General features: G+C 59.8%; 11 protein-coding genes. 7 read left to right on the top strand and 4 right to left on the bottom strand.

The features are described from left to right. Positions 1-178: 178 nt before the first annotated feature. The 3 genes from gyrB to dnaA form a co-directional block, all read right to left on the bottom strand. Positions 179-2,677 carry a DNA topoisomerase (ATP-hydrolyzing) subunit B gene (gene gyrB / locus CLU93_RS13100; RefSeq protein WP_099761779.1) on the bottom strand — a complete coding sequence of 833 codons (2,499 nt, stop codon included), beginning with the start codon at positions 2,675-2,677 and terminating at the stop codon, positions 179-181. Between the two features lie 152 nt (positions 2,678-2,829). Continuing rightward, on the bottom strand, positions 2,830-3,936 hold the full coding sequence (gene dnaN, locus CLU93_RS13105) for a DNA polymerase III subunit beta (protein WP_034754341.1): 1,107 nt from the start codon (positions 3,934-3,936) through the stop codon (positions 2,830-2,832). Between the two features lie 149 nt (positions 3,937-4,085). Further along, positions 4,086-5,480 (bottom strand): chromosomal replication initiator protein DnaA, encoded by a 1,395-nt coding sequence (gene dnaA, locus CLU93_RS13110; protein ID WP_034781304.1) that lies wholly within the window; start codon positions 5,478-5,480, stop codon positions 4,086-4,088. A 513-nt stretch (positions 5,481-5,993) separates the two neighbouring features. Between dnaA and rpmH the strand changes: the two genes are divergently transcribed. From rpmH to CLU93_RS13140, 6 genes are all read left to right on the top strand, one after another. Beyond that, complete coding sequence (gene rpmH / locus CLU93_RS13115; RefSeq protein WP_010401996.1) at positions 5,994-6,128, top strand: 50S ribosomal protein L34; 135 nt, start codon at positions 5,994-5,996, stop codon at positions 6,126-6,128. Between the two features lie 23 nt (positions 6,129-6,151). Beyond that, on the top strand, positions 6,152-6,589 hold the full coding sequence (rnpA, locus tag CLU93_RS13120) for a ribonuclease P protein component (RefSeq protein WP_099403828.1): 438 nt from the start codon (positions 6,152-6,154) through the stop codon (positions 6,587-6,589). Continuing rightward, a complete protein-coding gene (gene yidD, locus CLU93_RS13125) occupies positions 6,586-6,846 on the top strand; it encodes a membrane protein insertion efficiency factor YidD (RefSeq protein WP_071075105.1) in 261 nt (86 codons plus the stop codon). The genes rnpA and yidD overlap by 4 nt, the downstream gene beginning before the upstream one ends. Before the next feature lie 11 nt (positions 6,847-6,857). Further along, positions 6,858-8,588, top strand: a complete 1,731-nt coding sequence (gene yidC / locus CLU93_RS13130; protein ID WP_099761782.1) for a membrane protein insertase YidC — start codon at positions 6,858-6,860, stop codon at positions 8,586-8,588. Positions 8,589-8,773: 185 nt separating this feature from the next. Beyond that, complete coding sequence (gene mnmE / locus CLU93_RS13135) at positions 8,774-10,153, top strand: tRNA uridine-5-carboxymethylaminomethyl(34) synthesis GTPase MnmE (RefSeq protein ID WP_099761785.1); 1,380 nt, start codon at positions 8,774-8,776, stop codon at positions 10,151-10,153. 9 nt (positions 10,154-10,162) lie between these two features. Next, positions 10,163-10,462 (top strand): hypothetical protein, encoded by a 300-nt coding sequence (locus CLU93_RS13140; RefSeq protein WP_099761788.1) that lies wholly within the window; start codon positions 10,163-10,165, stop codon positions 10,460-10,462. A gap of 92 nt (positions 10,463-10,554) precedes the next feature. Here CLU93_RS13140 and CLU93_RS13145 read toward each other — a convergent pair whose 3' ends face one another. Next, positions 10,555-12,252: a M1 family metallopeptidase gene (locus CLU93_RS13145; RefSeq protein ID WP_099761791.1), complete on the bottom strand. Its 1,698-nt coding sequence runs from the start codon at positions 12,250-12,252 to the stop codon at positions 10,555-10,557. A gap of 179 nt (positions 12,253-12,431) precedes the next feature. Between CLU93_RS13145 and CLU93_RS13150 the strand changes: the two genes are divergently transcribed. Next, on the top strand, positions 12,432-12,632 hold the full coding sequence (locus CLU93_RS13150) for a hypothetical protein (protein WP_096238196.1): 201 nt from the start codon (positions 12,432-12,434) through the stop codon (positions 12,630-12,632).

Here is a 12,632-nt window from a genome sequence, read left to right on the forward strand (position 1 = left end):
AGCACTGTATGACAGGCAATAATGGATCGCTTACCGACATATTCACATTGGCGGTGTTACTAAAGAAGTGAAAGGCGTTTTGGTCGTAGTAGTTAAAAGTTGATGTCATCGTCGCGAGTATCAATATGATCAAAAAAAAGGCGACACATCGTGTCGCCCCCTCTATCAACAATACCACTTAAACGTCGATGTTACCAGCGCGCAGCGCATTATTCTCAATAAACGCCCTGCGTGGTTCCACGTCGTCGCCCATCAGCGTCGTGAAGATTTGATCTGCCGCAATGGCGTCTTCGATCTGCACTTTCAACAAGCGGCGTACGGTCGGGTCCATCGTGGTTTCCCACAGCTGGTCCGGGTTCATCTCGCCCAGACCTTTGTAGCGCTGTTTCGAGACGGTGCGTTCGGCTTCGTCGCGCAGCCATTGCATGGCTTGGTGGAAGTCGACCACGGCGATTTCCTTCATGCGCTCGCCTTCGCCGCGGCGCACGAAGGCGCCTTCGCCGATCAGGCCTTCGAAGGTGGCGGCGCCGCTGCTCAGCACGGCGTAGTCCGGGCCTTGCACGAAGTCGGCGTCGATGGCCGTCACTTTGATGTTGCCGTGGTGCATGCGCTCGACGCGCAGCATGTGTTTTTCCGACAAGTCGTCGGACCGCACGTGCACGCGCACGGCGCTGTCGTTGATGGCTGTCTGCAGGGCCCGGGCGGAGGTTTCCGCCAGGTCCAGCGTCGACAGGTCCAGCTGCACGCCCGTCATGATGGCCGTCAGGGCGGCGCGGTCGATGACGCGCGTCAGACGCGTCATGATGGTGTTCGACAGGTTGAACTTGCGCACCAGTTCCGTCAGCGTTTCGCCGGAAATGCCTTCCGCGCCGGTGCGCGGCACCAGCACGGCCGTGTTCAGCGCCACCGTCATCATGTAGCTCGCTTCTTCGGCGTCATCTTTCAGATAGCGCTCGTCGCGGCCCGATTTCACTTTGTACAGCGGCGGTTGCGCGATGTAGATGTGGCCGCGCTCGACCAGTTGCGGCATCTGGCGGTAGAACAGGGTCAGCAGCAGGGTACGGATGTGGGCGCCGTCGACGTCCGCATCGGTCATGATGATGATGCGGTGGTAGCGCAGCTTTTCGACGTTGAATTCGTCCGGTCCGATCGAGGTGCCGAGGGTGGCGATCAGGGTGGTGATCTGCTCGGACGACAGCATTTTCTCGAAACGGGCTTTTTCCACGTTCAAGACTTTACCGCGCAGCGGCAGAATCGCCTGGAACTTGCGGTCGCGTCCTTGTTTTGCCGAGCCACCTGCCGAGTCACCCTCGACGATGTACAGTTCGCACAGGGCGGGGTCTTTTTCCTGGCAGTCGGCCAGCTTGGCCGACAGGCCCAGGCCATCCATGATGCCTTTGCGGCGCGTCAAGTCGCGGGCCTTGCGGGCCGCTTCACGGGCGCGCGCCGCTTCGACGATCTTGCCGCAAATGATCTTGGCGTCGTTCGGTTTTTCTTGCAGGTAATCGGCCAGGGTCTTGGCGACGATCTCTTCGACGGGGCCGCGCACTTCCGACGACACCAGCTTGTCTTTCGTCTGCGACGAGAATTTCGGTTCCGGCACTTTCACGGACAGCACGCAGGTCAGGCCTTCGCGCATGTCGTCGCCGCTGATTTCCACTTTCGCCTTTTTGGCGAACTCGTGTTCATCGATGTATTTGTTGATCACGCGCGTCATGGCCGCGCGCAAGCCAGTCAGGTGGGTGCCGCCGTCGCGTTGCGGGATGTTATTCGTAAAGCACAGCACCTGTTCGTTGTAGGCATCGTTCCACTGCATCGACACGTCGACCGAGATGTTCGTGCCCTGGTCCGACAGACGCTCGCCCGTGGCCTGGAAAATGGTCGGGTGCAAGACCGACTTGGCCTTGTTGATGTACTCGACGAAACCGCGCGTGCCGCCTTCGAAGGCGAAGATTTCTTCCTTGCCCGTGCGCTGGTCGGACAATTTGATCTTGACGCCATTGTTCAGGAAGGACAGTTCGCGGATGCGCTTGGCCAGGATTTCGTAGTGGAATTCCACGTGCGTGAAAATCTCTTCGTCGGCCCAGAAATGCACGTCGGTGCCGCGCTTGTCCGTCTCGCCGATGACCTTGATCGGCGAGGTGGCGATGTCGCCCACCATGACGATCTGGCGGTCTTGCGGCACGCCGCGCACGAATTCCATGTGATGCACTTTGCCATCGCGGCGGATAGTCAGTTTCAGCAATTTCGACAGGCCATTGACGCAAGACACACCCACGCCGTGCAGACCGCCCGATACCTTGTACGAGTTCTGGTCGAACTTGCCGCCTGCATGCAGCTCGGTCATGACGATTTCCGCCGCCGAACGCTTCGGATCGTGCTTGTCGTCCATTTTCAGGCCGGTCGGCACGCCGCGGCCATTGTCGGTGATCGAGATCGAATTGTCGCTGTGGATGGTGACGTGGATGTCGGTGCAGTGGCCGGCCAGCGATTCATCGATGGAGTTATCCAGCACTTCGAATACCAGATGGTGCAAGCCGGTGCCGTCCGAGGTGTCGCCAATGTACATGCCCGGGCGTTTGCGCACGGCTTCCAGGCCTTCCAGGATCTGGATGGAGGAGGCGCCGTATTCTTCCGTGATGGCCTGGATCGGGGTGTCTTGTGGATTCTCGGACATGGACTGCTTTCTCAAATAACGATTGCTGATTGATTCGGGGCTGCTGGCTGATGACCGTAGGTCGGGTTAGCCGGAACGGCGTAACCCGACAGACGGCGCTCAGCATGTCGGATTACGCTACGCTAATCCGACCTACGTCACTGCTGTGGTCTTTAGATCCGCATCGGCATGACGACATACTTGAAGTCGGCATTGTCAGGGATGGAGATCAGGGCGGACGAGTTCGAATCACCGAGCGCGATGTTGACGTATTCGCATTTCAGGTTGTTCAGCACGTCCAGCAGATACGTCACGTTGAAGCCGATGTCGACGGAATCGCCGCCGTAGTCGATTTCCAGCTCTTCGACGGCTTCTTCCTGGTCCGCATTGGTCGAGCTGATCTTCATGCTGCCCGGGGTGATGATGCAGCGCACGCCCTTGAACTTGTCGCTGGTCATGATGGCGGCACGTTGCAGCGAGCGCAGCAGTTCATCGCGGCCGATGGTGAAGTCGTTTTTGTAGCCTTTTGGAATCACGCGCGTGTAGTCGGGGAACTTGCCTTCCACCAGCTTCGAGATCAGCTCGATGTCGGCAAAGGTCAGTTTCACCTGATTGGCGGCGATGTCCAGCTGCACCGGCTCATCGTTCTCTTCCAGCAGGCGCTGCAGTTCGATGATGGTCTTGCGCGGAATAATCACTTCCTGGCGCGCAAACGTCTGCTCGGTGGCGACCTGGCAAAACGCCAGGCGGTGGCCATCGGTGGCCACGGCGATGACATTATTGCCATCCAGAACCAGCAGCAAGCCGTTCAGGTAATAGCGGATGTCTTGCTGCGCCATCGAGAAATGCACCATGTTGAACAGGTGCTTCAGCGTTTTTTGCGGCAGGGTGACGGACGCGTTGTAGCTTTCCGCCTGTTGCACGGTTGGAAACTCTTCCGCCGCCAGGGTTTGCAGGGCGAAGCGCGACTTGCCCGTTTGCACGGTCAGGCGCTTGTTCAGCAGGGTCATCGTGACGTCGCCCGATTCGGGCAGGGCGCGCAAAATGTCCAGCAGTTTGCGCGCGGCCACGGTGGTGCCGGTGACGTCCGCGCCGGAACCGATTTCCGCGTGCGTGGTGATCTGCACTTCGGTGTCGGTCGACAGGAAGGAGACATTTTCACCGTCTTTGCGGATGAGGATATTGGCCAGAATCGGCATAGTGTGCCGACGCTCGACAATACCGCTCACGATCTGCAGTGGCCGGAGAAGGGTATCTCGGGTGGTTTTGACCAATTGCATATTTATCCTCAATGTATAGGTTGAACAGTACGATGTTTAACGTATTAATTTAACAATTGTTGCCATAGGGAGCCCCGACAGACCGGCTGCGGCGCCCTCCCAGATGATAAGGGTAAAGCACGTTTTGAGCCAGTCTTGCCAAATGGTGCTTAGCCCTTCAACGTTTGCTCCAGTACATGCAATTCGTGGTTGCATTCCGGGTTCTTGGTGCGGTCCAGCGCGATCTTGCGCACGGCATGCAGCACCGTGGTGTGGTCGCGGCCGCCGAACAGCTCGCCGATTTCCGGCAGGCTCTTCTGTGTCAATTCCTTGGCCAGGTACATGGCGATCTGGCGCGGCCGGGCGATATTCGCGGGCCGGCGCTTGGAATACATGTCGGCGACCTTGATATTGAAGAAGTCGGCCACCGTTTTCTGGATGTTTTCCACGGAAATCTGGCGGTTCTGCACCGACAGCAAGTCCTTCAGGGCTTCCTTGACGATATCGATAGTTATATCTTTGCCATGGAAACGCGAGTACGCCAGAATTTTGCGCAGCGCGCCTTCGAGCTCGCGCACGTTCGAGCGCAAGTGCTTGGCGACAAAGAAGGCCACGTCGTCGGAGAAGGTCACGCCTTCCTGCTTGGCTTTTTTCAACAGAATCGCCACGCGCATTTCCAGTTCCGGCGGCTCGATGGCCACCGTCAGGCCCGAGTCGAAGCGCGAAATCAGGCGGTCGTCCATGCCCGTGATTTCTTTCGGATAGGTATCCGAGGTGATGATGATCTGTTTCTTTGCGGCAATTAATGCCTCGAACGCATAGAAAAACTCTTCCTGCGTACGGCTCTTGCCGCCAAAGAACTGGATATCATCGATCAGCAGCATGTCGAGCGAGTGATAGTAGTGCTTGAAGTCGTCGAAACCCTTGCGCTGGTAAGCGGTCACTACGTCGCGAACGTACTGTTCTGCGTGGATGTAGCGGATCTTTGCGCCCGGATTGTCGGCCATTACCTGGTTGCCGATGGCGTGGATCAAGTGGGTTTTACCCAGGCCGACGCCGCCGTAGAAGAACAGCGGGTTATACGACACGCCCGGGTTGTTCGCCACCTGGATGGCGGCGGCGCGCGCCAACTGGTTGGCCTTACCCGTCACGAAGCTGTCGAAGGTCAGGTCGGTGTTGATGCGGCTCTGCTCGCGGCGCGGCGCCGCGCCGATGCTCAGTTCCGGCACGCTGGGCTGCGGTTCCGCGGCGCGCGCGCTGGGCGCGCCGCCATTCGGATCGCTGGCCGGGGTGCTGGCGGTGACGGGCTTCTTCGGCAGGGCCAGGCGCGGGTCGAGCACGAACTGCACTTCCGTGGGCGCTTCGAAGTACTGTATGGCCAGGGCAGTGATGCGGCTGGCGAACTGGGTCTTGACCCAATCGAGCTTGAAGCGATTGGGCGCAGCAATGCGCAGCTTGCCCTCTTCGTAATCGAGAGGGATAAGCGGTTTGATCCACGCACTGAATTGTTGCGGTGTCAGCTCCAGTTCCAACTGCGCGGAACAGGCCTGCCAGAAATTATCCATGTATGTCTATGTGAAAAGGTGTGGGAGGGCGTATCGATTCTGCCCTGCGTTCACCGTGTTGCAAGGCCGGCGTCGCGCGAGGGCTCGCCACACGTAACGCGCTATTCTACTCCCGACTGCCAAAGTTATCCACAGGCACGGCTGTTATTTTTCTGTGGCGGGGTGGGGCGCCGTGTGTATAAGAGGCGACTTATCCCCCGGTTATCCCGATGCAGGCAGTGCTGGCGCGGCCTGTGGCGGGGGCGTGCCGGTGGATGGGGTTCGGCGCGAAAATTTCCGGGCGATCACTGCAATCCTTGACAAGAGGGGGGCATATGCTGAATAATTCAGGGTTCCCCGCCCGTATTCCGTGTTTATTCATTTGGAACGACAATATGGACTAAGCGTGGATTAAGCGGGCGATGAGATTGGCCAGCTTGTGCCTTGGCATAAGTGCGCGATTGTCATTGGCACCAAAAACTGACGGGACGTCAGACCCGATTTTGCATTTTTTTTGTTTTTAGCGAGACCAACATGAAACGTACTTACCAACCTTCCGTCGTTCGCCGCAAGCGTACGCACGGCTTCCGCGCTCGTATGGCTACCCGTGGTGGCCGTGATGTGCTCAACGCACGTCGCGCAAAGGGCCGCAAACGTCTGGCCGTATAGGCTTGTCGTTGACAGCTGATCGCGTGGCTAGCTGTACTCCAGTCGGCAATCAACGCGAAGGTTCACACGACTTCGCGCGCGTTCGGCGTATCGTTAAAACGGATGAATTTTCATCCGTTTTTCGTTTGCGCCCTTCGCAAAAAACAGCGCATTTTGTGCTGTACACCCGACACAATCAATTGCCGCATGCGCGGCTGGGGGTCGTTGTGGCGAAGCGTTTCGCGCCACGCGCGGCGACCCGCAACACGATCAAGCGCGTCACGCGCGAGCTGTTTCGCAACAGCGCGATGCCGCCGGTCGACTGCGTGGTGCGTTTATCGCGCGCCGTCAACAGCAAGGATGGCCCGGCCACCACGACCAAGCTCAAAGCCGAGCTGCGTGAAGAATTGAGCCGCCTGTTCGCGGCGCAAATCGCCGCCCAGGCCCGCTCTGTTGCTGCGCCACCACCGTCCGCGCCATGAAAACCCTGCTGCTGTTCCTGCTGCGCGCTTATCAGTTGCTGATCAGCCCCATGCTGGGACAGAATTGTCGTTTCTATCCGAGTTGTTCGCATTACGCGATGGAAGCGCTGCGCGTGCACGGTACTGCCAAGGGCAGCCTGCTGGCTGCCAAGCGGCTGTGCCGTTGCCACCCCTGGAATGAAGGGGGCGTCGACCCGGTGCCGCCGGCCGACCCTAAACAATCTTCAACGACCGCTTGCGGTTGCAACCACTCCTGACAAATACCCTAATGGATATCAATAAACGTACCATCCTGTGGATCGTGTTTTCCGTCTCGCTGGTAATTCTCTGGAACGAATGGATGATCTCGAACGGCAAGCCGTCGATGTTCTCCGCGAACACGGAACAAACCGCCAAGGCGCCTGCGACCCCTGCCAAGACGGCTGCCCTGCCAGCTGCGGCAGGCGTGCCTGCCCTGCCGGGTGAGGCTGTCGATCCCGCCGCGTTCAAGCGCGAAGTGATTACCATCACCACCGACGTCATCAAGGTCGACATCGACACCCTGGGCGGCCAGGTCAAGCGTCTGGAATTGCTGAAGTTCAAGGGCGCGGGCAATCCGGGCTGGTTTGGCGGTTGCTTCGGCCTGTTCAAGGTATGCCAGCCTGATGACGGCAAGCAAAACGAAGTGCTGTTCGACGAAGGCGCGAACCATACTTACCTGGCGCAATCGGGCCTGGTCGGCGGTCCATTCCCTACCCATGCGAGCGGTTTCACCGTGCAGCCTGGCGTACGTACCCTGACCGATGGCAAGCAAATTCAACTGGTGATGGAAGCGGTCGAAGGCGGCGTCAAGCTGACCAAGACGTTCACGTTCAAGCGCGGCGACTACGTCATCGACGTGCGCCACGACGTCGCCAACGTGGGCGCGGCACCTGTCACGCCACAGCTGTATCTGCAACTGACGCATGACGGCAACAAGCCGGTCGGCGATTCGTTCTTCAACAGCAGCTTCACGGGCCCGACCCTGTACACGCCACAGGACAAGTACCAGAAGCTGACGTTCGAGAAAATCGAAAAAGCCGCAGTGGAAGACGAGAAGAAGGGCAACGACAACGCCATGAAGGGCTTGCACCCGGCCACGGCGAATGGCGGCTGGTTTGCGATTTCGCAACACTTCTTCGTGTCGGCTTTCGTTCCGCCAGAAAACGTCAAGCGCGACATCTTCACCAAGAAGGTCGGCCCCAACCTGTACGCCATCGGCAACGTGCTGCCCCTGCCTACCCTGGCGCCAGGCGCCACGGCCAGCATGGACAGCAAGCTGTACTCGGGTCCGCAAATCGCGCATCTGCTGGAAAACGTCTCGCCTGGCCTGGAACTGGTCAAGGATTACGGCTGGCTGACCATCATCGCCAAGCCGATGTTCTGGGTCATGGAACAGATCCACAGCGTGCTGGGTAACTGGGGCTGGACCATCATCGCCTTCACGATCCTGATCAAGCTGGCGTTCTTCCCCTTGTCGGCTGCCGGCTACCGCAGCATGGCCAAGATGAAACTGGTCACGCCGAAGATGCAAGCGATCCGCGAACGCTTCAAAGGCGATCCGCAAAAGATGAACCAGGCCACGATGGAGCTGTACAAGACGGAAAAGATCAATCCGCTGGGCGGCTGCCTGCCGATCCTGATCCAGATGCCCGTGTTTATCGCGCTGTACTGGGTACTGAACGCGTCCGTGGAAATCCGCGGCGCGCCATGGATCGGCTGGATCACCGACCTGGCCCAGCATGACCCATGGTGCATCCTGCCCGTGCTGTATGCGATTTCGATGTACATCACGACCAAGCTGAACCCGGCTCCGGCCGATCCGATGCAAGCGAAGATGATGCTGTTCATGCCTTTGGCATTCTCGGTGATGTTCTTCTTCTTCCCGTCGGGCTTGGTACTCTACTGGGTCGTCAACAACGTTCTGTCGATCGGCCAGCAATGGGTGATCACCAAGAAATACGCGCCTGCCGCCAAGTAATTCCGGCCAGCGAACAGAAAGCCCGCCTAGTGCGGGCTTTTTAATTCTTGTAGGTCGGATTAGCGTGGCAAGGCCACGCGTAATCCGACACTATCGCCAGCGTGTGCTGCGTCGGCTTACGCGCTGCGCGCTAAGCCGACCTACGTTGCTGCACCTTCCCTTGCCGTACCTATTACAATATCCCCATGAAACTCGACTCTTCCCCTATCGCCGCCATCGCCACCGCCCCAGGGCGCGGCGGCATCGGCGTGGTACGCGCCTCCGGCAAAAACCTCGCACCGCTGATGACGGCCCTGTTCGGCGCGCAGCAACTCAAACCGCGCCACGCCACCTATTTACCGTTCACGGAAAGTGACGGCAGCATCATCGACCAGGGCATCGCCATCCACTTCAAGGGCCCGCATTCGTACACGGGCGAAGACGTGCTGGAATTGCAGGGCCATGGCGGTCCCATCGTGTTGCAGCTGCTGCTGGCGCGCGTGCTCGAAGCGGGCAAGGACAACGGCTTGCGCCTGGCCGAGCCGGGCGAATTCACGCGCCGCGCCTTTTTGAATGACAAGCTGGATCTGGCGCAAGCCGAAGCCGTGGCCGACCTGATCGACGCGTCCACGGAAGCGGCCGCCAAGTCCGCCTCGCAATCGCTGTCGGGCGCGTTCTCGAAGACGATCCACGCGCTGGTGGAACAGGTGACGGGTTTACGGATGCTGGTCGAGGCGACGCTGGACTTCCCGGAAGAAGAAATCGATTTCCTGGAAAAATCGAACGCGCGCGGCCAATTGAAAGCCGTCATCGAAGCGCTGCATAAAGTGTTTGCGCAGGCGGCGCAGGGCGCGCTGCTGCGCGAAGGTCTCAATGTCGTGCTGGCGGGCCAGCCGAACGTGGGCAAATCGTCGCTGTTGAACGCGCTGGCGGGCGCCGACGTGGCGATTGTGACGCCGATTGCCGGCACCACGCGCGACAAGGTCAGCGAAACCATCCAGATCGAAGGCATTCCGCTCAACATCATCGACACAGCCGGCATCCGCAGCGCGGGCGACACCGTCGATGCCGTCGAGCGCATCGGCATCGAGCGCACCTGGGGCGAAATCGGCAAGGCCGACGTCATCCTGCACCTGCTCGATGCCGACCATGGCCCCACCCTGGCCGATGAAACCATCGTCGCCGCCTTCCCCGAAGGCGTGCCCGTGGTGCGCGTGTGGAACAAGATTGATCTCTCTGGCCACAAGCCCGGCGTCGACAGCTTGCCGGACGCCACGCACGTGTATCTGTCGGCGCACGAGCACATCGGCATCGACTTGCTGCGCGCCGAGCTGTTGCGCATCGCGGGCTGGCAGCAGACGGGCGAATCGCTGTACCTGGCGCGCGAGCGCCATCTGATCGCCTTGAAATCGGCCGGCAAGCACCTGGACATCGCCGCCGCGCACGCGGCGCAGGATGACCAGTCGCTGGACCTGTTCGCCGAAGAGCTGCGCCTGGCGCAGGTGCAGCTGTCGAGCATCACGGGCGAGTTTTCGCCTGACGATTTGCTGGGCGTGATCTTCAGCCGTTTCTGCATCGGCAAATAAGGAGGTTCGATGAAGCTGCTGCCTGTTCTGCTGTTCAGTTGTCTGCCCTTGCTGGCTGGTGCGCAGGAAAAATTGCCGAAGGACGTGGCGCAGTTTGTCAATAACGCCCAGATGTGCGAGCATTTCGCCGGCGAGTGGGATGACAACGACAAGGCGCGCCAGCGCGAGATCACGCAAGCCGTGGCCAGCTCGTGCGGGCAGGCGCAGCGGCAGTGGAAGCGGCTGCGCGTGAAATATGCAGGGCAGCCGGAAATTCACAAAGTCATCGACGAGCATGCGAATGATGCGGTCAGGAGCTTTCGGAAATAAGTCCGAACCGTGAAAGGCCGGGGTCAGACCCTCAACACCGCTAACACAAAGATCATCGCTAACGTGCGAGGGGGGGCTGACCCCAGGTTTTGTTACCCCTTCTTTCCTTTTACCTGTTCTTCCCTGAACTTCTGGAACGTCTCGATATGCTCGGCGCGGCGCAGCACGCGTGAGCGCGGGTCGAGCGTGTACGTGGTGCCGGCCGGCAGGGGCAGTTCGCCAAAGCCCAGCGACATGGAAACGGTATGGATTTCCTTGCCGATACGCACTTCCACCGGCATCGGAAAGGCGATGTCAGCCGGCGTCTTCCATACCAGGCGCAAGGTGTCGCCGTCACGCACGGCGGACAGTTCCGGCAGCGCGGCCTGGTACAGATAGGTCTGGAAGAACCAGTCGTAGTTGCTGCCCGTGACTTTGTAGACGATGTCCATGAATTCCTTGGTGCTGCCATAGCGCGGCTGGAACTGGCCCGGCTGCGGCTGTTCCGTGCCGTAGACGAGCAGGCGCACGGCGCGGAAGAAGGCGTCGTCGCCGATCAGGCCGCGCAAGGTGTGCAGCACCAGCGCCCCTTTCACATAAATATCGCCGCCCGGTCCGCCCTTTTTCAGGTCATACACTTCTTCCTCGGTTTTCGGCTTGCCCGAGACCATGGGTGCCTTGTTGACGATGCCTGCGCGCATTTGCTGCAACGAAGCAAAATACTCCTGTTCTCCCCGCAGATATTGCATGTACAGCGGCTGCATATATGTGCCGAAGCCTTCGTGCAGCCACATGTCGTCCCAGTTGCTGTTGGTGAGCTGGTTGCCGAACCATTCATGCGCAAACTCATGTTGCAGCAGATCATCGTAGCCATAGCTGGTCCTGGCGAATTTGTTGCCATAGGCATTGATGGTCTGGTGTTCCATGCCCTTGTGCGGCGTTTCGGCGACACCGACTTTTTCATCGCCAAACGGGTAGGGGCCGATGACGCTTTCAAAAAAATCTAGCATGGGCGGCAATTCCGCGAACAGGGCGCCCGCCTTGGCCTCGCTTTCCGGCAGATACCAGAATTGCAGGGGGATGCGGTTGCCGTAGCGGCTAGCATACTCGCCCTGCAGGCTGCGGTAGGGCGCCACGTTGAGGGCGATGCCATAGGTGCTCGGGTGTTTGGCGCGCCAGTGCCAGGTGCGCCAGCCGTCGGCCTCATCCATGCCAAGCGCGATGCCGTTGCCGGCCGCCACCAGCGGCGCCGGCACGATGATGTGCTGGTCGATCAGCTGTGCCTTGCCCATCGGATGGTCGATACACGGCCAGAACAGGTCGCAGCCTTCGCCTTGCACGGCGCTGGCGATCCATGGCGCGCCATCGGCCGTGCTCGACCACACCATACCGCCATCCCACGGCGCTTTCACGGCGACGTGCGGCACGCCGTGGTAGACGATGCGGATGGTGGTGCGCGCGCCGGCCGCGAGGGTGGCAGGCAAGGTCATGCTCAGGCGTCCGTCCGGGTTGGCATAATCCTGTGGCTGCAGCGCCTTGCCGTCGATTTCGATGGCATCGACGGGCAAGTTGCGGTCCAGGTCCAGCGCGAAACGCGAGATCGGCTGCGTCGCCAGGAAGGTCAGGCGCGCATCGCCGGCGATGCTGCGGCTGGCCGGGTCGATGCGCAAGGTCAGGTCGGCGTGTTCGAACACCACCGCCAATTGCTCCGGCGTGCGTTCGGCGCCCGAATTGAGGGTGTAGGCGGTGGGCGCGCGCGTGGCGCAGGCGCTAAGTAGCAAGCAGGAGAGCAGCAGGGGGATGTGTTTCATGGCGAAGGCGCAAGTGAACGGAACACTGATTGTAGTGTGAAGTGATAACGTTGTCGTTTGGAAATTTCAAGACGCCGAGGGGGCAAGCGTGGCCGCCGTTGAGAAATGTCATGGGCTTCAAACTGTGCTGACGTAATCTTGCTGAGCGGCCTTGAAGTGCCGCTAGGAAAGGAAGCGCCATGGACAGCAAACAGCCGGATGTCGTGGAATGCGAGGATGAGGTAGTGGCGCGCCCACTGCCCGCCATGCCGGAATTGATCGCCTCCTTGCCGCCGAAAGGCGCATGTTGGTACTGCGACAAGCCGCTTGATGCCGTGCGCCGTTTCTGTTGCAAGAGTTGTGGCGTGGCGTATGCGGAAGAGGCGCAGTACAACAGCTGA

Source organism: Janthinobacterium sp. 35 (genome assembly GCF_002754575.1).
Taxonomy (GTDB): domain Bacteria; phylum Pseudomonadota; class Gammaproteobacteria; order Burkholderiales; family Burkholderiaceae_D; genus Janthinobacterium; species Janthinobacterium tructae.

Bases quoted from the DNA above. Each gene is read 5' to 3' on its own strand.
- gyrB (WP_099761779.1), bottom strand. From the start codon at position 2,677: ATGTCCGAGAATCCACAAGACACCCCGATCCAGGCCATCACGGAAGAA.
- dnaN (WP_034754341.1), bottom strand. From the start codon at position 3,936: ATGCAATTGGTCAAAACCACCCGAGATACCCTTCTCCGGCCACTGCAG.
- dnaA (WP_034781304.1), bottom strand. From the start codon at position 5,480: ATGGATAATTTCTGGCAGGCCTGTTCCGCGCAGTTGGAACTGGAGCTG.
- rpmH (WP_010401996.1), top strand. From the start codon at position 5,994: ATGAAACGTACTTACCAACCTTCCGTCGTTCGCCGCAAGCGTACGCAC.
- yidD (WP_071075105.1), top strand. From the start codon at position 6,586: ATGAAAACCCTGCTGCTGTTCCTGCTGCGCGCTTATCAGTTGCTGATC.
- yidC (WP_099761782.1), top strand. From the start codon at position 6,858: ATGGATATCAATAAACGTACCATCCTGTGGATCGTGTTTTCCGTCTCG.
- mnmE (WP_099761785.1), top strand. From the start codon at position 8,774: ATGAAACTCGACTCTTCCCCTATCGCCGCCATCGCCACCGCCCCAGGG.
- CLU93_RS13140 (WP_099761788.1), top strand. From the start codon at position 10,163: ATGAAGCTGCTGCCTGTTCTGCTGTTCAGTTGTCTGCCCTTGCTGGCT.
- CLU93_RS13145 (WP_099761791.1), bottom strand. From the start codon at position 12,252: ATGAAACACATCCCCCTGCTGCTCTCCTGCTTGCTACTTAGCGCCTGC.
- CLU93_RS13150 (WP_096238196.1), top strand. From the start codon at position 12,432: ATGGACAGCAAACAGCCGGATGTCGTGGAATGCGAGGATGAGGTAGTG.